The sequence below is a fragment of the Gordonia otitidis genome (assembly GCF_020735545.1).
Lineage (GTDB): Bacteria > Actinomycetota > Actinomycetes > Mycobacteriales > Mycobacteriaceae > Gordonia > Gordonia otitidis.
On the sequence record NZ_CP085974.1, the window covers coordinates 3,417,338 to 3,440,319 of the forward strand.

General features: G+C 66.7%; 21 protein-coding genes. 17 read left to right on the forward strand and 4 right to left on the reverse strand.

Translation table 11 applies throughout. From position 1 onward, the window contains the following. Positions 1-103: 103 nt before the first annotated feature. From LK459_RS15680 to LK459_RS15705, 6 genes are all read left to right on the forward strand, one after another. On the forward strand, positions 104-763 hold the full coding sequence (locus tag LK459_RS15680; protein WP_227919433.1) for a hypothetical protein: 660 nt from the start codon (positions 104-106) through the stop codon (positions 761-763). 488 nt (positions 764-1,251) lie between these two features. Beyond that, positions 1,252-1,623 (forward strand): 30S ribosomal protein S12, encoded by a 372-nt coding sequence (gene rpsL, locus LK459_RS15685; RefSeq protein ID WP_039993009.1) that lies wholly within the window; start codon positions 1,252-1,254, stop codon positions 1,621-1,623. Positions 1,624-1,629: 6 nt separating this feature from the next. After that, positions 1,630-2,100, forward strand: coding sequence for a 30S ribosomal protein S7 (gene rpsG / locus LK459_RS15690; RefSeq protein ID WP_227919435.1), 471 nt, complete (start codon positions 1,630-1,632; stop codon positions 2,098-2,100). An 89-nt stretch (positions 2,101-2,189) separates the two neighbouring features. After that, entirely contained in the window at positions 2,190-4,295 is a 2,106-nt protein-coding gene (gene fusA / locus LK459_RS15695; protein WP_007236638.1) for an elongation factor G, read from the forward strand. 111 nt (positions 4,296-4,406) lie between these two features. Continuing rightward, positions 4,407-5,597 (forward strand): elongation factor Tu, encoded by a 1,191-nt coding sequence (gene tuf, locus LK459_RS15700; RefSeq protein ID WP_007236639.1) that lies wholly within the window; start codon positions 4,407-4,409, stop codon positions 5,595-5,597. 511 nt (positions 5,598-6,108) lie between these two features. Beyond that, a complete protein-coding gene (locus LK459_RS15705; protein WP_227923792.1) occupies positions 6,109-7,047 on the forward strand; it encodes an alpha/beta hydrolase in 939 nt (312 codons plus the stop codon). Between the two features lie 231 nt (positions 7,048-7,278). Here LK459_RS15705 and LK459_RS15710 read toward each other — a convergent pair whose 3' ends face one another. Then, positions 7,279-7,581 carry a LuxR C-terminal-related transcriptional regulator gene (locus LK459_RS15710; RefSeq protein WP_007236644.1) on the reverse strand — a complete coding sequence of 101 codons (303 nt, stop codon included), beginning with the start codon at positions 7,579-7,581 and terminating at the stop codon, positions 7,279-7,281. Positions 7,582-7,771: 190 nt separating this feature from the next. Between LK459_RS15710 and LK459_RS15715 the strand changes: the two genes are divergently transcribed. From LK459_RS15715 to LK459_RS15765, 11 genes are all read left to right on the forward strand, one after another. Next, positions 7,772-11,557: an NACHT and WD repeat domain-containing protein gene (locus LK459_RS15715; protein WP_227919437.1), complete on the forward strand. Its 3,786-nt coding sequence runs from the start codon at positions 7,772-7,774 to the stop codon at positions 11,555-11,557. 89 nt (positions 11,558-11,646) lie between these two features. Continuing rightward, entirely contained in the window at positions 11,647-12,417 is a 771-nt protein-coding gene (locus LK459_RS15720; RefSeq protein ID WP_227919439.1) for an alpha/beta fold hydrolase, read from the forward strand. A gap of 2 nt (positions 12,418-12,419) precedes the next feature. Then, positions 12,420-13,439 carry an o-succinylbenzoate synthase gene (locus tag LK459_RS15725; RefSeq protein ID WP_227919440.1) on the forward strand — a complete coding sequence of 340 codons (1,020 nt, stop codon included), beginning with the start codon at positions 12,420-12,422 and terminating at the stop codon, positions 13,437-13,439. Between the two features lie 140 nt (positions 13,440-13,579). Next, positions 13,580-14,914 carry a cytochrome P450 gene (locus LK459_RS15730; RefSeq protein WP_227919442.1) on the forward strand — a complete coding sequence of 445 codons (1,335 nt, stop codon included), beginning with the start codon at positions 13,580-13,582 and terminating at the stop codon, positions 14,912-14,914. Further along, positions 14,911-15,561, forward strand: coding sequence for a TetR/AcrR family transcriptional regulator (locus LK459_RS15735; protein ID WP_227919444.1), 651 nt, complete (start codon positions 14,911-14,913; stop codon positions 15,559-15,561). The genes LK459_RS15730 and LK459_RS15735 overlap by 4 nt, the downstream gene beginning before the upstream one ends. An 88-nt stretch (positions 15,562-15,649) precedes the next feature. Beyond that, the gene (locus LK459_RS15740; protein WP_227919446.1) at positions 15,650-16,252 is read left to right on the forward strand and encodes a hypothetical protein; all 603 of its coding nucleotides are present in this window, start codon (positions 15,650-15,652) and stop codon (positions 16,250-16,252) included. Beyond that, on the forward strand, positions 16,249-16,779 hold the full coding sequence (locus LK459_RS15745) for a hypothetical protein (protein WP_227919447.1): 531 nt from the start codon (positions 16,249-16,251) through the stop codon (positions 16,777-16,779). The genes LK459_RS15740 and LK459_RS15745 overlap by 4 nt, the downstream gene beginning before the upstream one ends. Continuing rightward, positions 16,776-17,402: a hypothetical protein gene (locus LK459_RS15750; RefSeq protein WP_227919449.1), complete on the forward strand. Its 627-nt coding sequence runs from the start codon at positions 16,776-16,778 to the stop codon at positions 17,400-17,402. The genes LK459_RS15745 and LK459_RS15750 overlap by 4 nt, the downstream gene beginning before the upstream one ends. After that, positions 17,399-17,929 (forward strand): hypothetical protein, encoded by a 531-nt coding sequence (locus tag LK459_RS15755; RefSeq protein WP_227919450.1) that lies wholly within the window; start codon positions 17,399-17,401, stop codon positions 17,927-17,929. The genes LK459_RS15750 and LK459_RS15755 overlap by 4 nt, the downstream gene beginning before the upstream one ends. Before the next feature lie 94 nt (positions 17,930-18,023). Then, positions 18,024-19,235 carry an NAD(P)/FAD-dependent oxidoreductase gene (locus tag LK459_RS15760; protein WP_227919452.1) on the forward strand — a complete coding sequence of 404 codons (1,212 nt, stop codon included), beginning with the start codon at positions 18,024-18,026 and terminating at the stop codon, positions 19,233-19,235. Next, positions 19,232-19,990, forward strand: coding sequence for a DNA alkylation repair protein (locus tag LK459_RS15765; RefSeq protein WP_227919454.1), 759 nt, complete (start codon positions 19,232-19,234; stop codon positions 19,988-19,990). Before LK459_RS15760 ends, LK459_RS15765 begins: the two co-directional genes overlap by 4 nt. Before the next feature lie 22 nt (positions 19,991-20,012). Here LK459_RS15765 and LK459_RS15770 read toward each other — a convergent pair whose 3' ends face one another. Genes LK459_RS15770 through LK459_RS15780 form a run of 3 tightly spaced genes read right to left on the reverse strand, consistent with a single transcriptional unit; the run spans position 20,013 to position 22,799 of the window. Then, positions 20,013-21,353, reverse strand: a complete 1,341-nt coding sequence (locus tag LK459_RS15770) for a ClC family H(+)/Cl(-) exchange transporter (protein WP_227919455.1) — start codon at positions 21,351-21,353, stop codon at positions 20,013-20,015. Next, complete coding sequence (locus tag LK459_RS15775) at positions 21,350-21,742, reverse strand: DoxX family protein (RefSeq protein ID WP_227919457.1); 393 nt, start codon at positions 21,740-21,742, stop codon at positions 21,350-21,352. The genes LK459_RS15770 and LK459_RS15775 overlap by 4 nt, the downstream gene beginning before the upstream one ends. 1 nt (position 21,743) lies before the next feature. After that, positions 21,744-22,799 (reverse strand): ferredoxin--NADP reductase, encoded by a 1,056-nt coding sequence (locus tag LK459_RS15780; protein WP_227919459.1) that lies wholly within the window; start codon positions 22,797-22,799, stop codon positions 21,744-21,746. Between the last annotated feature and the right edge of the window lie 183 nt (positions 22,800-22,982).

Consider the following 22,982-nt stretch of genomic DNA (forward strand, 5'->3'; position numbering starts at 1 on the left):
GGTGCGGAAACCGCACTCCTGGGCAACCGCAACGCGAGGGTCATCCCCGGGCGGGTGAGGGTTACACCGCATCGCTGCGGCCGGGACGTGACAGCATCAGGCCATGACCTCACAGGTCCCGCCCGCCCGAACCCCGCCCGTCCGAACCCCGCGCGCCGAATGGCGCGGAATCCTCACGCGACGTCGAGGCGGGCCGCTCGCACCGGACCGTGCGGCATCTCGGCTGTCGGCGTACGTCTACGGGAACATCATGGTGCTCGCCGCCCTGGTGACGGCGTCGGCGCATGCGGTCGAGAACGGTGAGGCCGTCTGGTTGGTCCTCGGGACCGGGCTGACGACCTACATCGCGCACGTCTTCGCCGACCTCGTCGCCGGGAGCAGCATTCCCGAGGCGCACGGTCACAGTGGGTCGTCGGCGCAGGGTGGCGGCGCGCACGACGAAGGACACCCCGGGAGTGAGCATCCGCCCGCGGACGACGGTGCGCGGGCGCATGTGCGCCACGAACTCCGTGATGCGACGCCCATCATCTCGTCGGCGATCCTTCCCGCGATCGCGTTGGCCCTCGGGTGGGCCGATGTGCTGCCGACGGCATGGGCACACGGGCTGGCGGGAGCGGTCGTCGTGCTACGTATCGCGAGCGTGCCGATCGTCGTCGAGCGTGTACGCGGAAACCGGGTGAGCATGAGAGTGATCGTGGCGGGCGTTGCCACCGCAGGGCTCGCCGCGGTGGTCGTGCTGCTCAAGGTTCTGCTCGCTCACTGATTCGGCGGTCACGCATGGCCACGCACCGAGATCACGCCGTCGACCAGGCACGACGTCGGGAACACGACAGCGCGTTCCGCCGTTGACAACCCGTACGCGACACCACGTGTTCACCCGGCGGTGAGCTGCGAGTAGGACAGTGGATCCGTTTTTTGACCTGTGGAAATCGGGTCGGTAGAGTGGATCGTCGGTGCCCGGCTGCCCGGGCGACGTCCGCATGCCCTCGCCGGGATACCGGTGGTGATCGGATCGGGTTCATTCTCTCGCAGAGAACGTCCCGACACGTCCCAGGCGCGCCGGACCACACCAAGCGAGTCCGCTGTCGGGTGTTTGACACGCCCGACCTCGGGGTAGCAATAACTGTACTGACCAGCACAGAAGTGCCGGTGGGGCGAGTTGTGGAAGCAACCAGAATCGGAACATCGGCTCTGTGTGTTTGCCCGGAGCACAAACCACGACACGACGACAACGAGGAAAGAAACTCACCAGTGCCAACGATTAACCAACTGGTCCGCAAGGGCCGTCACGACAAGGCCGCCAAGAAGAAGACGGCGGCCCTCAAGGGGAGCCCGCAGCGTCGCGGCGTGTGCACCCGCGTCTACACCACCACCCCGAAGAAGCCGAACTCCGCGCTCCGTAAGGTCGCCCGTGTGCGCCTGACGAGCTCCGTCGAGGTCACCGCTTACATCCCGGGTGAGGGTCACAACCTGCAGGAGCACTCGATGGTGCTCGTCCGCGGCGGTCGCGTGAAGGACCTCCCCGGTGTTCGCTACCGAATCATCCGCGGCTCGCTCGACACCCAGGGTGTCAAGGACCGCAAGCAGGCTCGCAGCCGCTACGGCGCAAAGAAGGGAAGCTGATAAGCGATGCCACGTAAAGGACCCGCACCCAAGCGTCCCCTCGTCAACGACCCGGTCTACGGCTCGACGCTGGTCACCCAGCTCGTGAACAAGATCCTGCTCGACGGCAAGAAGTCGACCGCCGAGCGCATCGTGTACCAGGCCCTCGAACAGGCGCGTGAGAAGACCGGTACCGATCCGGTCATCACGCTCAAGCGCGCGCTCGACAACGTGAAGCCGACCCTCGAGGTCAAGAGCCGTCGCGTCGGTGGCGCCACCTACCAGGTGCCCGTCGAGGTCAAGCCGAACCGCGCCAACACGCTCGCGCTGCGCTGGCTGGTGACCTTCAGCCGTCAGCGTCGTGAGAAGACCATGGTCGAACGTCTGGCCAACGAGCTGCTCGATGCCTCCAACGGCCTCGGCGCGTCGGTCAAGCGTCGCGAGGACACCCACAAGATGGCTGAGGCCAATCGGGCGTTCGCGCACTACCGCTGGTGATTTCGTCCGGGTCGGTGGCTCCGTCTCGGACCACCGGCTCGGTCGGCACCCAACACAACCACCTCTTAGCGAAATTGCGAGGCGATTAAGTGGCACAGGAAGTGCTCAACGACCTGAATAAGGTTCGCAACATCGGCATCATGGCCCACATCGATGCCGGCAAGACCACCACGACCGAGCGAATCCTCTTCTACACCGGTGTGAACTACAAGATCGGTGAAACCCACGACGGTGCCTCGACCACCGACTGGATGGAGCAGGAGAAAGAGCGGGGTATCACCATCACCTCCGCTGCCGTGACCTGCTTCTGGAACGGCAACCAGATCAACATCATCGACACCCCCGGGCACGTCGACTTCACCGTCGAGGTGGAGCGCAGCCTGCGTGTGCTCGACGGTGCCGTAGCCGTCTTCGACGGCAAGGAGGGTGTCGAGCCCCAGTCCGAGCAGGTCTGGCGTCAGGCCGAGAAGTACGACGTCCCGCGTATCTGCTTCGTCAACAAGATGGACAAGCTGGGCGCCGACTTCTACTTCACCGTGCGCACCATCGAGGAGCGTCTCGGTGCCAAGCCGCTGGTTCTGCAGCTGCCGATCGGCGCCGAGGACAACTTCGACGGTGTCGTCGACCTGATCGAGCAGAAGGCGATCACCTGGCGCGGCACGGTCGAGATCGGCGCGGAGCCGACCATCGAGGAGATCCCCGAGGATCTCAAGGAGAAGGCCGCCGAGTACCGCGAGAAGCTGCTCGAGACCATCGCCGAGAGTGACGAGGAGCTGCTCGAGAAGTACTTCGGCGGCGAAGAGCTCACTGTCGACGAGATCAAGGGTGCCATCCGCAAGCTCACCATCGCACGTGAGTACTACCCGGTGCTGTGCGGCTCGGCCTTCAAGAACAAGGGCGTGCAGCCGATGCTGGACGCGGTCATCGACTACCTGCCGTCGCCGCTTGACGTGCCGAGCGTCGAGGGCCACGCGGTCGGCAACGAGGAGGAGATCCTCTCCCGTAAGCCCAGCCGTGACGAGCCGTTCTCGGCTCTGGCGTTCAAGATCGCTGCCCACCCGTTCTTCGGCAAGCTGACGTTCGTGCGTGTGTACTCCGGCCACATCGCGGCGGGCACCCAGGTGCTCAACGCGACCAAGGGCAAGAAGGAGCGCATCGGCAAGCTGTTCCAGATGCACGCCAACAAGGAGAACCCGGTCGAGGAGGCAACCGCGGGCCACATCTACGCGATGATCGGCCTCAAGGACACCACCACCGGTGACACCCTGTGCGATCCGAGCGCACCGATCGTGCTCGAGTCGATGAGCTTCCCGGACCCGGTCATCAACGTCTCGATCGAGCCGAAGACCAAGTCCGACCAGGAGAAGCTCGGCACCGCGATCCAGAAGCTCGCCGAAGAGGACCCGACGTTCTCCGTGCAGCTCGACGACGAGACCGGCCAGACCGTCATCGGCGGTATGGGCGAGCTCCATCTCGACATCCTCGTCGACCGCATGAAGCGCGAGTTCAAGGTCGAGGCCAACGTGGGCAAGCCACAGGTCGCCTACCGCGAGACCATCCGCAAGACGGTCGACAAGCACGAGTACACGCACAAGAAGCAGACCGGCGGTTCCGGCCAGTTCGCGAAGGTCATCATCAAGCTCGAGCCCCTCACGGATGCCGAGGACGGTGCGACCTACGAGTTCGAGAACGCCGTCACCGGTGGTCGCGTCCCCCGCGAGTACATCCCGTCGGTGGATGCCGGTGCGCAGGACGCCATGCAGTACGGTGTGCTCGCCGGTTATCCGCTGGTCAACCTGAAGGTCACGCTGCTCGACGGTCAGTACCACGACGTCGACTCGTCGGAAATGGCCTTCAAGATCGCCGGTTCGCAGGCTCTCAAAGAGGCAGCGAAGATGGCGAGCCCGGTCATCCTGGAGCCGATCATGGCCGTCGAGGTCACGACTCCGGAGGATTACATGGGTGACGTGATCGGCGACCTGAACTCCCGCCGTGGCCAGATCCAGGCCATGGAGGAGCGCAGTGGTGCCCGTGTCGTCAAGGCACAGGTCCCGCTGTCGGAGATGTTCGGCTACATCGGCGACCTCCGGTCGCGCACCCAGGGCCGGGCTAACTACTCCATGGTGTTCGACTCGTACGCCGAGGTTCCGGCGAACGTGTCGAAGGAGATCATCGCCAAGGCCACCGGCGAGTAATTCGCCGGCCGGTCCACGGCTTTGACCGCGCGCCAACGGCGCGGACAACGTAAGAGAAAACCCCTGCTGGGATCCGCCCAGTAGAGCAACACAGTCCAGGAGGACATACAAGTGGCGAAGGCGAAGTTCGAGCGGACCAAGCCGCACGTGAACATCGGCACCATCGGTCACGTCGACCACGGCAAGACCACCCTGACCGCGGCTATCACCAAGGTCCTGCACGACAAGTATCCGGAGCTCAACAAGGCATCGGCCTTCGACGAGATCGACAAGGCTCCGGAGGAGAAGGCTCGTGGTATCACGATCAACATCTCCCACGTCGAGTACGAGACCGAGAAGCGTCACTACGCGCACGTCGATGCCCCGGGTCACGCCGACTACATCAAGAACATGATCACCGGTGCTGCTCAGATGGACGGCGCGATCCTCGTGGTCGCCGCCACTGACGGCCCGATGCCGCAGACCCGCGAGCACGTGCTGCTGGCCCGTCAGGTCGGTGTGCCTTACATCCTGGTCGCCCTGAACAAGGCCGACATGGTCGACGACGAGGAGATCATCGAGCTCGTCGAGATGGAGGTCCGCGAACTGCTGGCCGCCCAGGACTTCGACGAGGACGCACCGGTTGTCAAGGTGTCGGCGCTGAAGGCTCTCGAGGGTGACGCCGAGTGGGTCAAGTCCGTCGAGGACCTGATGGACGCTGTCGACGAGTCGATCCCGGACCCGGTCCGCGAGACCGACAAGCCGTTCCTGATGCCCGTCGAGGACGTCTTCACGATCACCGGCCGCGGCACCGTGGTCACCGGTCGTGTGGAGCGCGGCGAGGTCAACGTGAACGAGGAAGTCGAGATCGTCGGCATCCGCGACAAGTCGACCAAGACCACCGTCACCGGCATCGAGATGTTCCACAAGCTCCTCGATTCGGCTCAGGCAGGCGACAACGCCGGTCTGCTGCTCCGCGGCCTCAAGCGTGAGGACGTCGAGCGTGGCCAGGTCATCGTGAAGCCGGGCACCACGACCCCGCACACCGAGTTCGAGGGCCAGGCGTACATCCTGTCCAAGGACGAGGGCGGCCGTCACACCCCGTTCTTCAACAACTACCGTCCGCAGTTCTACTTCCGTACCACCGACGTGACCGGCGTCGTGACCCTCCCCGAGGGCACCGAGATGGTCATGCCGGGCGACAACACCGAGATGAGCGTCAAGCTCATCCAGCCTGTCGCCATGGACGAGGGCCTGCGCTTCGCCATCCGCGAGGGTGGCCGCACCGTCGGTGCGGGTCGAGTCACCAAGATCATCAAGTGATTTCGCTTCACTGATGCTCTGACTCACTGAGTCGACAAGGGCGCCCGGTCACGAAAGTGACCGGGCGCCTTTGCTATGTCCGGCGGGTCGGCAGTCATGCCGGCTGCCACTGCCGGCCTCCGGAGGTAACTGGTCGCCGTCGGCACGGAGGCATGTGGCTATCTGTGGAGCGGGCCGATGTGCACGGACCTGTGGGATACGCCGCGCGACGTCGCCACATCGCTTGCGCAGCAGGGCGTTCTCCGTTGCTCGCAGGCGGTCGGCAGCGAATCCCGGGGGAGCCGGTTCGACGTGATCTCGTGTGCTCTGGGTGGCGAGCGCGTCGCCGTCGAGTACCGCTCGGCTTTGAAGAAGATGAATAACTCTAGTTAACAATTGTCACATCCGCCACTTTGGTAACTGCCGGGTCTCAATGTCGGAGACCTGTGGTCACGACGCCTCTGTGGGCTGGCCCGGGCGTCGGTGACCGCAATACGGTTCACCGGTGCGTAAGAGATCGTGGTGGTCTGCCATGCCCGTGCGGCGCGTGATCGTTCTGGTGGTGCTGGTCGCGACAGCGCTGTGCGTCGGACTCGTCAATGCGGGCTCGGCGAATGCCGCCTCCTTCGGACGTTTCTACGTCGGAGGATGCGGTATGCCCGCGAGTCCTGTCGACATGTGGACGCGCGCAGGCAATTACAAGACCGTCATCGTGCTCGACGGTCTGCGTGCGACCAGTGACATGAGCGGTTGGCGTCACGAGACGCGCATCCAACGCATGGCGGATTCCGGGGTCAACGTCGTCGAACCCGTCGGGGGACTCGCGAGCTTCTACTCCGACTGGGAGTCGAAGAGTCCCGGCAGCAAGATCGCCTACCGCTACCGGTGGACCTGCAGGCTCGACGCGATCATCCGTGCACTTGACGCGCGCGGCCTCGCAGTGGGTCCGAAGCAGAAGTACGCCATGATGGGCATCTCGATGGGCGGAAACGCCGCCATGATCTACGGCGCCTACCACCGCAACCGCATCTCGAGCATCTTCTCTATGTCGGGGTACCTCAATCTGTCGGCCCCGACGATGCGCGAGGCCATCCGCGTCGCGCTGATCGACGCGGGAGTGCAGGCAGGCGTCGGTCCGCTGAGCGCGGACGCGATGTGGGGGCCGCCGTGGAGTGCGCGATGGCAGGCCAACGATCCGCTCGTACAGCTACCCCGTATGCGCGGCATGAAGATCCGCATCGCATCCGGCTCGGCGACCTGGGGGCGCTACAACACCGACGCCGTGTCGTCGATCCAGGGGACCCCGCTGGAGGTTGCGGCACTGGCACAGACGCGAGCCTTCGAGGTCGCCGCGGCTCTGCAGAAGATTCCGGTCAGCACCGACTTCCCGAACACCGGCACCCACACGTGGGGTTACTGGGAGGACATGGTGTGGCGGGCCAAGAACAGCAGGTGGTTCCACGACAGCTGACCCGGTTCACGCGTGTCTTCAGGGGATGCGGCACGCGAGAAACGACAACTGGCGTTGGACTTCCTTTGCGACGCCGATGTCACGCCCGTGACCGAGGATGGGGAGCGGTTGCCCGTCACACCAACGCGGCCGCGGGCGTGACATCGACTTCGATCACCTCAACTGCTCCGACCGCCGAGATCGACGTCGGGAGCCGCCTCGCTGACGGGTGGTTCGGACGCTGCTGCGGCGTCACCAATCGGAGAGCTCGACATATCCGTCCTGAATCGCGCGGACGAACAGCGCGGCCTTCGACGGCGCAGGGCGTCCCACCGCGTTGTACTTCGCGCGGATACGGGAGATGTGGGTGCTGACGGTCGTGGCACCGAGGAACAAGCTCTTGGCCGCTTCTTCCTTGGACTCCGAATGCAGCCACGCGACGAGTACCTCGACCTCGCGCGCGGACAATCGTGCGCGCACCGGACCCTGCCCGACGGTATCGATGCGATGCAGGTGTGTCGGGCGGAGCCGGGCTACCGGTGGTGTCTCGTTCATTGAGCTCCCTGTGTTGACGCCGAGAGTGGACGGGCGCCGCGAGACCGACTGTGGTCGGGCGACCAGGTTGTCGTCTCATCGGTGGAAATATCTTCTCGGTCCCGCGTTCGACGTGGTGTCTCTGGCGCGTTCGGACAGCAAGTCGATACGACTGTCGATACGCTGACCTGCACAAAGAGCAGGAGGCTTGATGAGGCCGGAGTCGGTGAGCACGCGTGAAGAACTCGGGCGTGCACTCACAGAACTACGCGTTCAGGCGGGACTGAGTGTGCGGGATGTCGCCGCCGACGCAGACGCACTACTCGGAACCGTTGCGGGCTGGTTCGCCGGACAGCACGCCCCGACCCGTGCGAGCCGGGCCATGTTCACCAGGGTGCTCGGGGTCTGCGGCGTGACCGAATCCGACGACGTCGCCAGGTGGTGGGAGGCGGTAGAGCGCAGCGCGCGTCGGACGGGTCGGCGGCGTACTCGCCCGGAATCCCCCTATCGCGGATTCGCCGCGTTCGGGCCGGCCGACAATCAACTCTTCTTCGGACGTGACGATCTCGTCGCACGACTCGTCGATCTGATCGGTGCGACCCGCAGTCCGGATCGTGAGGCCAACGACATGGCTCGCGGCGTGATGGTCGTCGGTATGTCGGGCGTCGGGAAATCGTCACTCGTGCGCGCGGGGCTGCTCGCCCAGGTCACCCACGAGGGCCCGCTGGCCGGCTGGCGGCACGCGGTGATGACCCCGGGAGACGATGCCCTCGCCGCACTCGACGCTGCGATGAACGAGTTGGATGCCGACGAGCACCCGGAGCGGCCCGCACTGCTGATCATCGATCAGCTCGAGGAGATGTGGACGCAGAACTCCGACGACGCGCGCAAGCTCGCGATCACGCGAATTCTCGACGCCGCAACGGCGCCGGGATCCGACGTCGTGCCGGTCGGTGTGTTGCGCGCGGACTTCTACGGACGCGTCGTCCCATGGGTTCCGAAGACACTGGAGAACGCGCAGTTGGTGGTTCCGCCGATGCAGCGTGATCAGCTACGCGAGATCATCGTCGGCCCCGCGCGAGTCTCCGACGTCGAGGTCGAGCCCGAACTGGTGGAGATGCTCCTCGACGACGCCGTGCCCGCGGCAGGGTCCACGGCGGCGGGTGATCTCCCGCTGCTGTCCTACGCGCTGTTGGCGACCTGGGAGCAATCCGACGGTCGACGCATGACCGTGCGCGACTACCTCGCCACCGGCCGCATCGGCGGGGCGGTCGAGCAGGCAGCGGAGAAGGTCTACCGGGAACTGACACCCGATGAGCAGCAGATCGCGCGACGCATGCTGCTCGCGATGGTGAACGTCGACGAGGATGCGGTGACCCGACGACGTGTTCCGCTCGACGAACTGACCGTCGACGGTGACGACCGGGCCGCGCACGTGCTGGAGAACTACGCTGCGTCGCGTCTGGTCACCGTGTCGTCGTCGCACGCTCAGGTCACCCACGAGGCGCTGCTGACCGCCTGGCCTCGGCTGCGCGAATGGATCGACGACGATCGTGAGCAGCTGTTGTTGCGCCGCAGGTTGCGCGCGTACTCCGAACCGTGGGATGCCGACGGCAGGCCCGACGACATGCTGATCGGCGGATCCCGACTCGAGGTCTTCGATCAGCTGGCGCAGGGGGCCGGGGACGACCCGATCGATCCGGTCAGTCGCGAATTCCTCAACTCCGCGAACGCACGTCGCGCCGCACTCGTCGACCGTGAGCGCCGTCGTTCGGCACAGTTGCGTCGGGTCGCGCTGTTCGCCGCGGTGTTCGCGGTCGTCGCCCTGCTCGCTGCGGTGTTCGCGGTCGTCGCCGGTGTGAACGCGATTCACCAGCGTGAGGACGCCGAGGACGCACGGAACGAGGCGTTGAGCCGACAGCTCGCCGTGCAGTCGGCAGACCTCGGGACGCGTGACCCGTTCATGTCGGCCCAGCTCGCCATGGTTGCGTACGAGTCGTCGCCCACGCTCGAGGCGCGATCGCGTCTCATCGATGCCACAGGTCGTGGTGTTCCGGTCCGCTATCTCGGCGATCCCGGGTCGGTGCTGATGTCGCGCGCAGGGTCGTTGATCGCCGCGGCGGGCGCGGGCGGCCAGGTGCGGCTGTTCAGAGTCGACGACGGTGGCATCGCGTCGCGGATCGCCGACTTCCGTGCGCCCGGCGGAGGCGGCAGGCTGGCCGGTGTCGCGCTGATGCCCGACGCCAGGACGCTACTGCTCGGGGGACGTGGAACGATCACCGCCTGGAACATCGCCGACCCCGCGCGTCCGACGCGCCAGTACGATTTTCCCGAGGTGAGCGGAGACATCAACCGGATCACCGTCAGCCCCGACGGTCGGATGGTCATCGCATCCGTCCCCGACGCGGGCGTCGCGGCGTGGGTGGCAGCCGACGGCACGTGGCGGCGAATCCCGCTGCCACCGAAGGTCGCAGGCGTGGCCGGTGCGGCCGCGTTCAGTCCGGACGGGAAGTCGCTGGCCACCAGCAGCGCGAATCGGCGGATCGATCTGTGGCGGGTCGATGGTGACGCACTCGTCCCGACCGGGGAGATCCCGCTCGATCAGTGGCGCGACAACGAACTCGCGCAGGGGCTCGTCTACAGTCCGGACGGATCGCGTCTACTCGCCGGATTGCGCAGCCGCGTGATCGACGAGTTCGACGTCGCCGATCCCGGGGCACCGCGGTCGGTGGCGCGTTTCACCGGCTTCAACAGCTACGTGAACGCCGTCGGACTCAGCACGGACGGGACGAAGGTCGTCGGGGCCGGCGCGGACAACACCATCCGGGTGTTCGATCGTAGTGATCCCGCCGCGGCGCCACAGGTCATGACCGGATCGTCGAACGCGGTGTCGGTGATGTTCGCAGGCGACCACGTGGTGGCCTCCAGTGAGGACGGTCGGGTCCAGGACTGGCCGCCGGTGCGCGGCATGTCGTCGGTGGGCACCAACAGCGTCTATCAGATTCCCGCGAACCGCGATGCGACGGCGATCGTCGCCGCAGACACCGGAACCGACGGTCGTATCACCCAGTGGCGCGTCGAGCGCGACGGGCTCGTGCGTAGCGGGCCCGATCTCGTTCCGGCCCCGGGAACGGTCTACTCGGGGGCAGTGGTGATGACCCCCTCGGGTCGCGTCGTCACGACTGGAACCGTGACCGGCACCGTGCAATTCGCCGACTACAGCGATCCGCAGAAACCGCATGTGGTCGGCAGTGTGGCAGCCCAGCCGACGTTGAACGAAACCGTCGACTACAGCGAACGCTCCGGACTCGCCGTCACCGGCGCCACCGACGGCAACAACCTCACCGTCATCGACGCATCGACGCTCTCGGCCCCTCGGGTCGTCTCCCGCTTCGATGCAGGCGGCGGCATCGCGTGGGCGTCGTTGAGTCCGGATGGCCGCACCGCAGCGGTGGCGACCGTCACGGGACCGGTGCGTCTCCTGGATCTGTCGAACCCCGCGGCACCGCGCGCCTATCCGGACCCGATCGCGTTCAAGGCATCGGCGCTCTCGGTGCGCTTCGACCCCGCAGGCAGCAGACTCGTCGCGACGTCGGAGGAACGCAACGTCGAGGTGGTCGACATCTCCGACAAGGAGCACCCTCGCAGAACCGCTGAGCTCTCCGGGCCCGCGGGGCAGTTGTACAGCGCAGGCTTCTCCGCGGACGGCACACGGGTGATCGCAGGCGGGAGCAACTCCGAGGTGTGGGTGTGGGACCTCACCGACGGCGCCGCCGACGTGGTGCTCCGGTCGTATCCCGGGCGGGTCTACGACGTCCGATTCCTGCCTGACGATCGCATCCTCGCGGCAGGTCAGGGCGGGTTCATGGAGAGCTGGAACCTGGGCCCCGACAGGATCATCGACGGGCTGTGTGCACAGGGTGGTGACCCGATCACGGCCGACGAGTGGCGCACTTACGTCCACGGCATCGACTACCGATCCCCGTGTCGTGAATGATCGCAGCGCCCGACGAACAGAGCAGTCGACCCGGGACTCGGGGTAGCAGTGACGGGAGGCGCACGACGTCGCGACTACCCTCGGAAGGCGTGCGTATTCTCCATCGTCAGCGGACCGGCACCGACGAAGCGCCCACGCAGTCGCTCGGCGTCGAGGTGTCAGGGTCGATCGACACCGACGTCCCGGTGGTTCTCCTGCACGGTATGGCCTCGGATCACACCACGTGGCGGTCGTTCGCGAGATCGCTGCGTCGGCGTGGACGTTCCGTGGTGTCGGTGGACATGCGCGGGCACGGTGTCAGCAGTCGGGAGAAGCGCTACGGGCTCGACGATTTCAGCGGCGACGTGCGGTTCGTGCTCGACGAACTCGACCTCGACACCGTCGATCTCGCCGGTCACTCGCTCGGTGCACACACAGCGTTGCGGGTCGCGATGGACCAGCCCGACCGCGTCCGGCGGTTGGTCCTCGAGGAGGTCCCCCCGATGCCGCGCGACAAGGCCGACCTCGATGAGGAGATCGCGGTGGATTCGACCCTCGGTGAGCGACTGCGCGGGCTCGGGCAGTTGATCATCGACCCGCGTCCGTTCCTCCGCTACGACAGGTCTGTCACAGATCAGGTCAACGCCGAGTTCGCGGTGGCGGCGCCGCAGTGGTGGTCGGCACTCGAGGACGTGCGTGCACGCACGCTGGTGATCTCCGGCGGACGGCGGAGCTTTCTTCCGCCGCACCACCTTCGGACACTCAGTGAGCGGCTGCCCGACGGCTCGTTCGAGATCATCGACGCCGGTCACTCCGTGCACCGTGACCAGAGAGCCCGATTCGCCAGTCTCGCAGGCGATTTCCTCTCGGCGCGGGTGTGAGGATGACGGGAAGCTCCGGCGGCGGGCCAGGGGGCCCGATAATGCCTGCGGTCGAGGAGATCCTGGAGGCGGCGAAGGTCGTCGCGCTACCGATGCGCACCAGATTCCGTTCGATCACGCGCCGTGAGGCACTGATCTTCCGTGGGCCGGCGGGGTGGGGCGAGTTCGCGCCCTTCGTCGAATACGACGACGAGGAGTCGGCGCCGTGGCTGGCCGCGGGAATCGAGGCGGCCTATCTCGGACCGCCTGTCGCACAACGTGACACGGTGCCCCTCAACGCAACGGTTCCCGCCGTAGCGGCCGATCGGGTGGCCGAGATACTCGCCCGTTATCCCGGAGCGACGACCGCCAAGGTGAAGGTGGCCGAGCCCGGGCAGTCACTGTCGGACGATGTCGACCGTGTGGCTGCGGCGCGCGCCGTGATACCCCGCGTGCGGATCGATGCCAACGGCAAGTGGACTGTACCGCAAGCAATTTCGTCGATTAGTGCAATCGGGGAGGTGGAGTACGCGGAGCAGCCGTGTGCCACCGTCGACGAACTGGCACAGGTGCGGCGTGCCGTGGACGTTCCGATCGCCGCGGACGAGTCGATCCGCAAGGCCGCAGACCCGATGCGCGTGGTCGCCGCCGACGCAGCCGATGTCGCGATCCTCAAAGTGGCGCCGCTCGGGGGCATGCGATCGGTGTTGGCGTTGTCCGAGCGGATCGGTCTGCCCGTTGTCGTGTCGAGTGCGCTCGACACCGCGGTCGGCATGGCAGCGGGGGTCGCCGCAGCAGCAGCCCTTCCACGCCTCGACCTCGCGTGCGGGCTCGGTACCGGCTCGCTGTTCACCGTCGACGTCGCCGAGCCGTTCCTGCCCGAGCACGGCGTCGTCACCCCGCGGTGGTTCGGCCCCGACGTCGACCTCGCACCCGCCACGCTCGCCGACCCGGCGACCACAGCGTGGTGGCACGACCGTCTGCGTCGGTGCCATGATGTGCTGCGTCGACGTGGCCAAGGCGCGGAGTTCGGCAAATCATAGAGACATTTCTGTCGATCTGTTCCAATGGGGGGAGATGTGGATCACATATCGGCCTGCAGGCCGTCCTGATCCGATCGACGCCGTACCGCTGTTGAGCACGTGCTCCGATCGAGAGCTCTGCCGGGACAGAAAGGCCGAACATGACGATCATCGCCCCCGCGCCCCCGGGAAGCGGGTTACGCGCCGTGCAGTGTGCCGACCGCAACGGAATGCTCGAAGTGCTGTCGATGCGGCGCGACCCGTTCGGTTTCGCGGCGGACCGTCGCGCGAGGTTCGGCCAGCTGTACGGGATCAATGCGCTCGGCAAGAGGATCGTCGTCGCCTCCGGGGTCGACGCCGCCGACACGATCCTGCGCAACCGCGATCGCGCGTTCGCGAACGGCCCAGCGTGGGGCTATCTGATCGGCCCGTTCTTCAATCGGGGGCTCATGCTCCTCGATTTCGAGGAACACCGTCACCATCGGCTGATCATGCAGCAGGTCTTCGCCAACACCGCGCTCAAGGGCTACATGCAGGAGATGTCGCCCATGATCGCCGACCGCATGCAGCGCTTCGCGACCGGAAAGGTACTGCTGGCCGACAAGTTCAAGGCGCTGACGCTCGACGTCGCGCTCGAGGTATTCCTCGGCGTCGCCCTACCCCGCGAGGATGCGGACCGGCTCAACAAGGCCTTCATCGAGACCGTCCGCGCGGGAGTCGCACTGGTACGCAGACCCGTGCCCGGCGGACGCTGGTGGAAAGGACTGCGGTCACGCCGCGTCCTCGAAGAGTTCTTCGCCTCCGCCATCGACGACAAACGTGCGCGCGAGACACCCGACCTGTTCTCGGTTCTCTGCCACGCCGAAAGTGAAGAGGGACAACGCTTCACCGACGACGACGTGGTCAACCACATGATCTTCGTGTTGATGGCCGCACACGACACCTCGACCATCACCATGACCCAGATGGCCTATCACCTCGCCCGACACCCCGAATGGCAGCAGCGCGCTCGCGACGAATCCGACGACCTGGCCGGCGAACTCGGGTACGACGACCTGGGGCACCTCGGCACGCTGGATCTCGTGATGCGTGAGTCCCTGCGCCTGTGTCCGCCGGTGCCGTCCCAGCCGCGCACCGCGGTCGACGACACCTCGATCGGCGACTACTTCATTCCCGCAGGCACGATGGTCTCGGTACCCCAGTTGGCCAATCATCGCGATCCGGAGATCTATTCGGAGCCCGATCGCTTCGATCCAGAACGGTTCATACCCGAACGTGCGGAGGACAAGCGGCACCGTATGGCGTGGGCGCCGTTCGGGGGTGGTGTGCACAAATGCATCGGACTGTACTTCGGGCAGATGGAGATCAAGACGATCATGCATCACCTTCTGCGTGACTACGAATGGTCGGTGCCGCGGGGCTACGAGATGCCGATGGATTACAGCGCACTGCCGGTTCCCAAGGATCGATTGCCGGTCACACTGTGGCGTCGATGAGCCATCGCGGGCGGTCGAGCAGAGGCGCCACATCGGGCACAGCGGAACCGCCGGCACCTGCCGGGGCGCGCAAACGGCGCAACACCCGGAGTCCCGCAGATCAGGAAGCGGCGATACTCGCTGCAGCGGCAGAGGAGTTCACGGCCGCCGGCGTCGCGCAGGCCAACGTCGACGCGGTGGCAGCGAGAGCCGGGGTAAGCAGGAGCACGCTCTACCGCCGGTTCCCGAACAAAGACGCCCTCCTGCACGCTGTCGCAGCCGACCGTTACGAACGCGGCATGCGTACGCTCGAGGCCGCGGTCTCCGGTCTCGGGCCGGCGGATGCGGTGATCGAGGCATTCTTCCAGGGCGCACAGATGATCTCCGACGATCCGCTGGTGAACCGGCTGATTCTCGCCGACCACGGAATGAGGCGTCTCACCACAGGGCTCGGCGCACTGTTCGTCGAGATGGCCACCGCACGTATCGCGGCGGTGCTACGCACCGCAGGTGCGCAGATGCCCGACAAGGATCTGTTCGACGTCGTGGAAATTCATGTGCGACTGGTCATCTCGTTTCTGGAAATGCCCTCGTCGGACGAATCGCGACGCGAGCCGAGAAGTGTGCGGGACTTCGCGGCGACGTTCCTGGCGCCGATGATCTGGTGAGAGTTCGCCGAGACACCCTAGGGTGGATGCGTGGTGGCGCCGCGAGGCCCACGTACACCCGAGCGTCGACACGAGGAGGGCTGGCGTCATGAGGGGGCGCGCAGAAGCCGAATCCGCGTCGAGCGATCGCGCATTGCTCGACAACGAGCGCGCCGCTCGCGCGCAGTTGCGCAGGGCCGTCGACGATCTGGTTGACGCAGAAGTCCATGCCGGTCTCCGGCCGGGTGTGCGGCGGATCTGGTGGGTCGTCATCGGCATCGCGGTGATCGGCGCCGTCCTCGCCGCGGCTCTGGGCGTCGCCGCGTGGGCGCGGTCCGCACATGCCTACACCGACGACGACTACCGACACACAGCGAGCGAGCTCACGTCGCTGCTGTTGTCCGCCGATCCGTCCGATCCCGACCGCGCACGACGCATACTCGACCGTGCCACGGGCGCGTTCCACGACGAGTTCGCGCAATCGGCAACCAGTTACACCGACTACGTGCGGCGGACCGGAACCGTCGGTGAGGCGACGGTCGAAGGCAGTGGCGTATCCGGGCGCTCGGGCGACGACGCCACGGTTCTCGTCGTCGCCGCCGTCGCCTATCGCGGTCAAACGCCGGCGCCCGTGCGGGAGTTCCGGTTACGCATGCTCGTCGTGCCCGACGACGGAGCGCTCAGGGTGAGCGCCGTCCAGTACCTGCCGTGAGCGCGACGCCCACGGCGGAATGGGGCGCCGATCGACGTCGGACGACGATCATCCGGACGCGGCGTGCCGTCGTGCTCGCGGTGTGCGCTGTGGTCGCCCTCGTCGTCGTGGCCTTCTGTGTGGTCGGGGCGGCGCGCGCCGTGGCGCACAACAGTGCCGTCGCGCAGACACGCGACGACCTGCGCGCGCACGCCGGGCCGACGATCGCTGCCGTCTTCACCGTGCATGCCGCGACGTGGCAGGCCGAACGTGCACACGCTCGTGCACTCGTCGGCGGCGACTTCGCGCGTGGCTTCGCCGCGCAACTCGATCGCGAGCCCGCACGCGGTGTCAGCAGTGTCGAATGGCGTCCCGGTGATACGGCCGTCACGAGCGCGGAAAGGGGGAGCGGAACCGTGCTGATGACCGCGACCGTCACGACGACGCGCGCCGACGCCGCGCCCCTCATCGAACAGCGAACGGTGAGTGCGTCATTCACCGACGCCGGCGGTCGCTGGTTGCTGACACACGTGGAGGTGCTCGCGTGAGCGGCGTGGAACAGACATCGCCCGACCGCGTCGACGCGGCGGTCGCGCGCGTCGAGGAAGCGACCCGGGCGGCCCGGGTCGCCCGGGTCGCCGCCGCCCGCCCGTTGCGTGAACGGGCAGCCCGCCGGTCGCGGTGGCTGCGCATCACCATGGTCTGCGCGGCAGTTCTCGTCGTGTGTGGGCTGGTGTCGATCATCTGGCTCGTCGTCGTCGGTGGCCGTCAGGACGCGCGAGTCGACGAACAGCGCGGCGCACTGGAGGCGGCACGCGGTGCGGTCGACACGATGCTCACCGCGACGCCGGGCGATGCGAGCGGCTACGCCGACCGCGTGATCGCGAGCAGCACCGGCGCCGAACACGATCGACTCAGCGCGGCGCGCGATGCGCTCGTCGCCGCGGTGTCGTCCACTCGGACCGGAACGTCGGGGCGTGTCGTGGCGGCCGGACTGATCAGCGATCCCACATCGACTTCCGACGGTGCGCGCGCCGAGGCGCTCGTCACCGCGCAGGCCTCGGATCCGGCGCTGGTGGGCGCCGACCCGGACGCCGACGTCGTCACGGTACGACTGTCGCTGGAACGGGTGGATGGAGCGTGGAAGATCGCCAGGTTGGTGCCGGTATGAGCGCACTGGTCGTCCACCACCGGGTGCCACGGCGCACGCGTGGAGTGCTGGTCGCGGTGTCGGTGCTTCTCGTCGTGGCCATCGTCGTTGCCGCGACGGCGTGGCTCGGCGTGCGCGCCACCAGGCCGTCGCCCGACGCAGCGGCGCGTTCGGCGCTGCTCGGCGCAACCGAGCGGATCGTCGCGCAGACCCTGCGCACCACGCCCGACATGACCCGGGCGCAGCGCCTCTCGGTGGCCGCAGGCCTCACCGACCCGCTCGGCACCAGATACGCGCTCGATGGTGCCGACGCCGTGCTGCCCGGTGCCGTCGCAGGCAGATTGACGGTCGACGCGACTGTCGTCGGCGCAGGCGTCGCCGAGTACTCGCCGCCGGATGCGCGCGTCCTCGTCCTCGTCGACGAGGTGCTGGCGGGCGATACGAAGTCGGACACCAGAACCCCTATTGCTCGGTGGGCACACATGCGTAATGTCGACGGGAACTGGTTACTGGCCGACCTCACCCCTGTCGGCGATGTCACCCGTTGATCGCGGACAGCACGTGACGACCGGGGCCGTCACCCGACACTCGGTGCGAGCTATGTCGCGTAGGGGTGGTCGGGGCGTCGAGCGAGAGGATCTCATGCAATCAACACCCGGTGTTGTCGTCGTCGGAGCCGGTCTGGCTGCTGTTCGGGTGGCAGAGAACCTGCGTGCCGATTCCTACGACAAGCCGATCACACTGATCGGGGCCGAACCACATCCGCCCTATGACCGTCCGCCGCTGTCGAAGTCGGTGTTGCTCGGCAAGGATGACCGCGTCGACCTCAAACCCGAGAGCTTCTACACCGAAGCCGATGTCGAGTTACGGCTCGGATGCACGGTCACCTCGATCGACACCGGCGCCAAGGCGGTGACCGTCGTCGACACCGCGGGCGACTCCACAGTGGTCGACTATGACACGCTCGTGCTGGCGACCGGCCTCCGGCCACGCACGTTCCCGGGTACCGACGGGATGTCGGGGGTGTACACCCTGCGCACGTTCGCCGACGCACTCGCGGTGCGGTCCGCGATCGACTCGGCCCAGAACGCGGTCGTGATCGGAGCAGGATTCATCGGATGCGAGGTCGCCGCGAGTCTCTCGTCGCAGGGTGTCTCCGTCACGATCGTCGAACCGGCTCCGACGCCGCTTGCGCTTGCTCTCGGCCCGCGGATCGGTGAGCTCGTCACCCGGATGCACGAAGCCAACGGTGTCAGGGTGCTGACCGGTGTCGGGGTGTCGGAGATCGTCGCGGGAGACGGTGACGTGGTCCGCGAGGTCAGACTCGACGACGGGACAGTCCTACCCGCGGACCTCGTCGTCGCGGGGATCGGTTCGGTACCTGTCACCGACTATCTCGACGGTTCGGGCATCGAGCTCGCACCGCGTGAGGTGGGTGGTGGAATAGCCTGTGACATAACGGGACATACATCGGTACCGGACGTGTACGCCGTCGGGGACGTCGCCAACTGGCTCGACGGCACCGGGTCGCCGAGGCGTGTGGAGCACTGGAACCACACGGTCGAGCAGGCAGCGGTCGTCGCGGCAGACATCACCGGCGGCGAGGGGGTCGCGGCTGCGGTGCCGTACTTCTGGAGCGACCAGTTCGATCTCAAGATCCAGGTCCTCGGCGACCCGAGAGCCGACGACGACGTACACATCGTCTCCGACGACGGCAAGAAGTTCCTCGCCTACTACAGCAGGGACGGTGTGCTCACCGCGGTCGTGGGTGCGGGCAAGGTCGGCGCGGTGATGAAGACCCGGCCGAAACTGCAGACGCCGACCCCGATCTCGGAGCTCGTGCCCGACGCATGAACTCGACGTCGCGCGGGGCGGGCGCGGATGGAACCGAGGGTGTCTCGGCCGAGAGCGTGCGCGAGGCCATCGAGCGGATCGCCGATCCAGACAGAGCAGAGTCCGCGGCGCGCTATTTCCAGGCAGGTCCCGGCGGCTACGGCGGCGACGATCGGTTCCTGGGCGTCCGCGTACCGCAGTTGCGTGCGATCGCGCGGACAGCGCGCGGTCTCGACCGCACACAGGTGGCCGAGTTGGTCGACTCGGCCGCCCACGAGGTACGGCTCGCGGGCCTGTTCTGCCTACGCGACGGGTTCGAGCGGGCCGCGCCCGACGACGTCGACGCGTGGGCAAAGGTGTACCTCGCCGCCGTTGCCGCGGGCAGGGTGAACAACTGGGATCTCGTCGATTCGTCTGCCGATCCGGTCCTCGGGGAATGGTCATGGCAGCGAGCCGATCCCGGTGTGCTGACCGACTTCGCTCGGCGAGATGACCTGTGGGAACGACGAATCGGCATCATCGGCACCTTCGCATGGCTCAAACACGGTGACGCACAGGCGTTGCAGCTGGTGGCCCCGCTGGTGGTCGACGACCGGCGGCCATTGATCCAGAAGGCTTTCGGCTGGATGCTGCGGGAGATGGGCAAACGCGTCGACGGCTCATTACTGTTGTCCTACCTCGACGCCCACGCAGCGCAGATGGGGCGAACCGCACTCGGTTACGCCGTCGAACACCTCGAACCGGATACACGAGCGCACTATCGGTCGCTGCGCTGAGCCGGGTCACGGCACCGTGACCTCAGGCCGGGTGACCCGCGCGGAGCATCCGTTCACGGAGTGCGTCGTAGATAGGTGGACTGCGTAGTAGTGACGCGACGATCACCGCCGCGGCGCCGGCCGCGAGGAGGGGGACGGTCACGCTCGTGATGGTCGTCATCTCGATGACCAACACGATGCCGGTGAACGGTGCCCTGACCACCGAGGCGAACAGGCTCGACATGCCGACGAGCACCAGCGACAACACCAGCCGCCGCCCCAGATCGTCGGAGAACAGCTCGACGAACCGCGCGAACAGCAGACCGAGCAGTGCGCCGAGTGCCAACATCGGCGCGAAGATGCCGCCCGGGGTACCGACGGAATAGGACAACGGTCCGCCGATGAACCGCACGGCGAGAAAAACGATGAGGGTGAGAAGCGCGAACCGCTGACCGTCGAAGATCTTCTGCGACAGCGCGTCCCCGCCACCAACGAGATCGGGATCGACTTGCATGACCGCGCCGATGACCGCCCCCACAGCGGCGGCTTTCACGACGGCGGGGATACGTGCGAGTGCATCGAACCAGCGCAGCATCGCACGGATGAGCCAGTTGTACGCTACTCCCACCAGGCCGACGAATGCTCCGAACAATACGAACACCGGAAGCAGCGCGAAGCTCGGACGTGCAATCGCCGACACCGCGAAGTCGGGGTGATCGCCGAGGACGAGACGTGAGCACCCCACCGCTGTGGCGACCGAGGCCAGAGTCCAGACCAGAAGTCGGATACGGACGTTCTTCGCGATCTCCTCGAAGACGAACATCGCCGCGCTGATGGGGGCGTTGAAGGCGACGGCGAGACCTGCTCCGGCCAGGACGGTCTGCAGTCCCCGCACCTCGTCGGCGCTCGCACGGAACAGGCGCCCCGCAGCCGCACCGATCGTCGCGCCGATGTGCACCGTCGGTCCTTCGCGGCCGAGCACCATCCCGGCCAGCCCGATCGAGAGCAGACCGCCGACAAAGCGCGCGGGTACCACCCGCAACGGCGGGGGATCGGCTTCGCGGCGCTCGACCGCCTCGACATGTTGGATGCCGCTACCGGCAGCGAGCGGGACCCGGACGGCAATCCACGTCGCACCCGCTGCGGCGGCGGCCGAGACCGCCACCGGCACAAGCCATCCCCACGGACCGTGTGACGATGTCCAGCCCAGAACGGTTCCCGTGCGCCAGATGTCGATGTGCTCGAGAAGCCAGCGGAACCCACCGCCGACGAATCCGGTGACAGCGCCCGCGGCGGCAGCGATGAGCGTCAGGACGACCAGCGCGCGCACGTCGAGCCTTTCCTGCTCGACGCGGTGGAAGCCTGCGTGGTCGGAGTGACTCACGAAGCGTTGCGGAAGACTTTCACCGCGGCCGCGATGAGGGGAATCTGCAGCGGCAGACGGCCGATCGCGATGGCCTTGTACATCGCGGGCTTGTGCCACCACATCCGGACCATGTTCACGTTCGCCGGATAGACCGCCACGAACAGTGCCGCCGCCGACGCCGCGGCGGGTCGTCGGGTCTGCGGAACGAGCAGTCCCGCGCCGATGCCGAGTTCTGCGACCCCCGACGCGTAGGTCAGTGCGCGGGCGTCGGTCCCCAGCGCATCGCTGATCTCGGGTGGGACTATCTCGTCGAACGGCTTGGGGACGGCGAAGTGCAGCGCACCCATTCCGAGCAGCATGCCGCCCAGCACGCGGGCCAGACGGTTCGTCGAAGCGTCTGGCGTCATGTCAGAACTCGATTCGTAGTCGGTCGGAGGTCGGGTGCGCCTGACAACCCAGGATGTACCCGTCTTCGATGTCTTCGGGGTCGAGTGCACCGTCGTTGTCCATCTCGACCGTTCCCTCGGTCAATGTACATGCGCACGAACCGCACTCGCCCTCCTGGCACGAATACGGCGCATCGAGTCCCGCTTCGAGCATGATGTCGATCAGCGAACGACTACGCGGCCATGCGAGTTCGTGGGTCTCGCCGTCGAGTTCGACCTCGACCACCGCTGCGGCCGCTTTCTCGTCGTCGGAGACCTCGGTCAGTTCGTGATCGGCGAACGGGTCGCCTGACAGCGAGTTGTACACCTCGGTGTGCACGTCGTGGTGGGCGAATCCGGCGGTGTCGAGCGCCCTGTGGACAGCGTCCATGAACGGTCCCGGTCCGCACATGTAGGCGATGTGCCCGACGTAGGGGGAGAAGATCTCGGCCAGGGCGGCGGCGTCCGGTAGGCCTCTGTCGGTTTCGAGCCAGTGGATGACGGTCAGGTTGTCGGCGTTGGCGCGGGAGAGTTCGTCGAGTTCGGCGGCGAAGATGACGTCGTCGGCGCTGCGATTGGCATAGAAGAAAACCACCGGGGCGGTCGAGGACGCGAGGGCCGTCTTGAGGATCGACATCACGGGGGTGACGCCGCTACCGGCGGCGATGAGCAGCATCGGGTCGTCGAGCGTGTGCGGGGTGAACACCCCCGACGGCGGCAACACTTCGATCTCGGTGCCGGCGGCGAGGTTGTCGCACACCCAATTCGAGCCATATCCGTCGACGGTCCGCTTGACCGTGACCTTGGGGAGTTCGTCGGTCGCTGGAGACGAGGCCAGCGAGTAGCACCGCGCCACCGAGCCCGTCTGGTCGCTGGGGATGCGGAGCGTGAGGAACTGACCCGGCTTGTAGTCGGTGAAGGCATCCTTGTGCTCATCGGGGATCTCGAACACGATCGAGCGTGCGTCGGCGGTCTCGTCTATCACGTCGGCCACGGTCAGGATCACACTGCGTGATCCGTGCGGGGTCAGTTCTGCCATCTCGCGGACTCTCCTGCGTACCTGTCGTCCTCAAAACGAGAACACGTTCTAATTCAGCCTAGCGTAGCTGATCGGCCCAGGGTATCGACTAGGTCGTCCGACGGCCGGGCGAGGTCACGTCAGGTGCCGGAGTGGTTCTTTTGAGCCGCTGTTCGGAGCTGCTCGTTCAGCCCGCTCGGAACT

Bases quoted from the DNA above. Each gene is read 5' to 3' on its own strand.
- LK459_RS15710 (WP_007236644.1), bottom strand. From the start codon at position 7,581: ATGAACGAGACACCACCGGTAGCCCGGCTCCGCCCGACACACCTGCAT.
- LK459_RS15775 (WP_227919457.1), bottom strand. From the start codon at position 21,742: ATGACGCCAGACGCTTCGACGAACCGTCTGGCCCGCGTGCTGGGCGGC.
- LK459_RS15705 (WP_227923792.1), top strand. From the start codon at position 6,109: ATGCCCGTGCGGCGCGTGATCGTTCTGGTGGTGCTGGTCGCGACAGCG.
- LK459_RS15715 (WP_227919437.1), top strand. From the start codon at position 7,772: ATGAGGCCGGAGTCGGTGAGCACGCGTGAAGAACTCGGGCGTGCACTC.
- LK459_RS15765 (WP_227919454.1), top strand. From the start codon at position 19,232: ATGAACTCGACGTCGCGCGGGGCGGGCGCGGATGGAACCGAGGGTGTC.
- LK459_RS15780 (WP_227919459.1), bottom strand. From the start codon at position 22,799: ATGGCAGAACTGACCCCGCACGGATCACGCAGTGTGATCCTGACCGTG.
- LK459_RS15725 (WP_227919440.1), top strand. From the start codon at position 12,420: ATGACGGGAAGCTCCGGCGGCGGGCCAGGGGGCCCGATAATGCCTGCG.
- rpsG (WP_227919435.1), top strand. From the start codon at position 1,630: ATGCCACGTAAAGGACCCGCACCCAAGCGTCCCCTCGTCAACGACCCG.
- LK459_RS15735 (WP_227919444.1), top strand. From the start codon at position 14,911: ATGAGCCATCGCGGGCGGTCGAGCAGAGGCGCCACATCGGGCACAGCG.
- LK459_RS15760 (WP_227919452.1), top strand. From the start codon at position 18,024: ATGCAATCAACACCCGGTGTTGTCGTCGTCGGAGCCGGTCTGGCTGCT.
- LK459_RS15755 (WP_227919450.1), top strand. From the start codon at position 17,399: ATGAGCGCACTGGTCGTCCACCACCGGGTGCCACGGCGCACGCGTGGA.
- LK459_RS15740 (WP_227919446.1), top strand. From the start codon at position 15,650: ATGAGGGGGCGCGCAGAAGCCGAATCCGCGTCGAGCGATCGCGCATTG.
- LK459_RS15680 (WP_227919433.1), top strand. From the start codon at position 104: ATGACCTCACAGGTCCCGCCCGCCCGAACCCCGCCCGTCCGAACCCCG.
- LK459_RS15730 (WP_227919442.1), top strand. From the start codon at position 13,580: ATGACGATCATCGCCCCCGCGCCCCCGGGAAGCGGGTTACGCGCCGTG.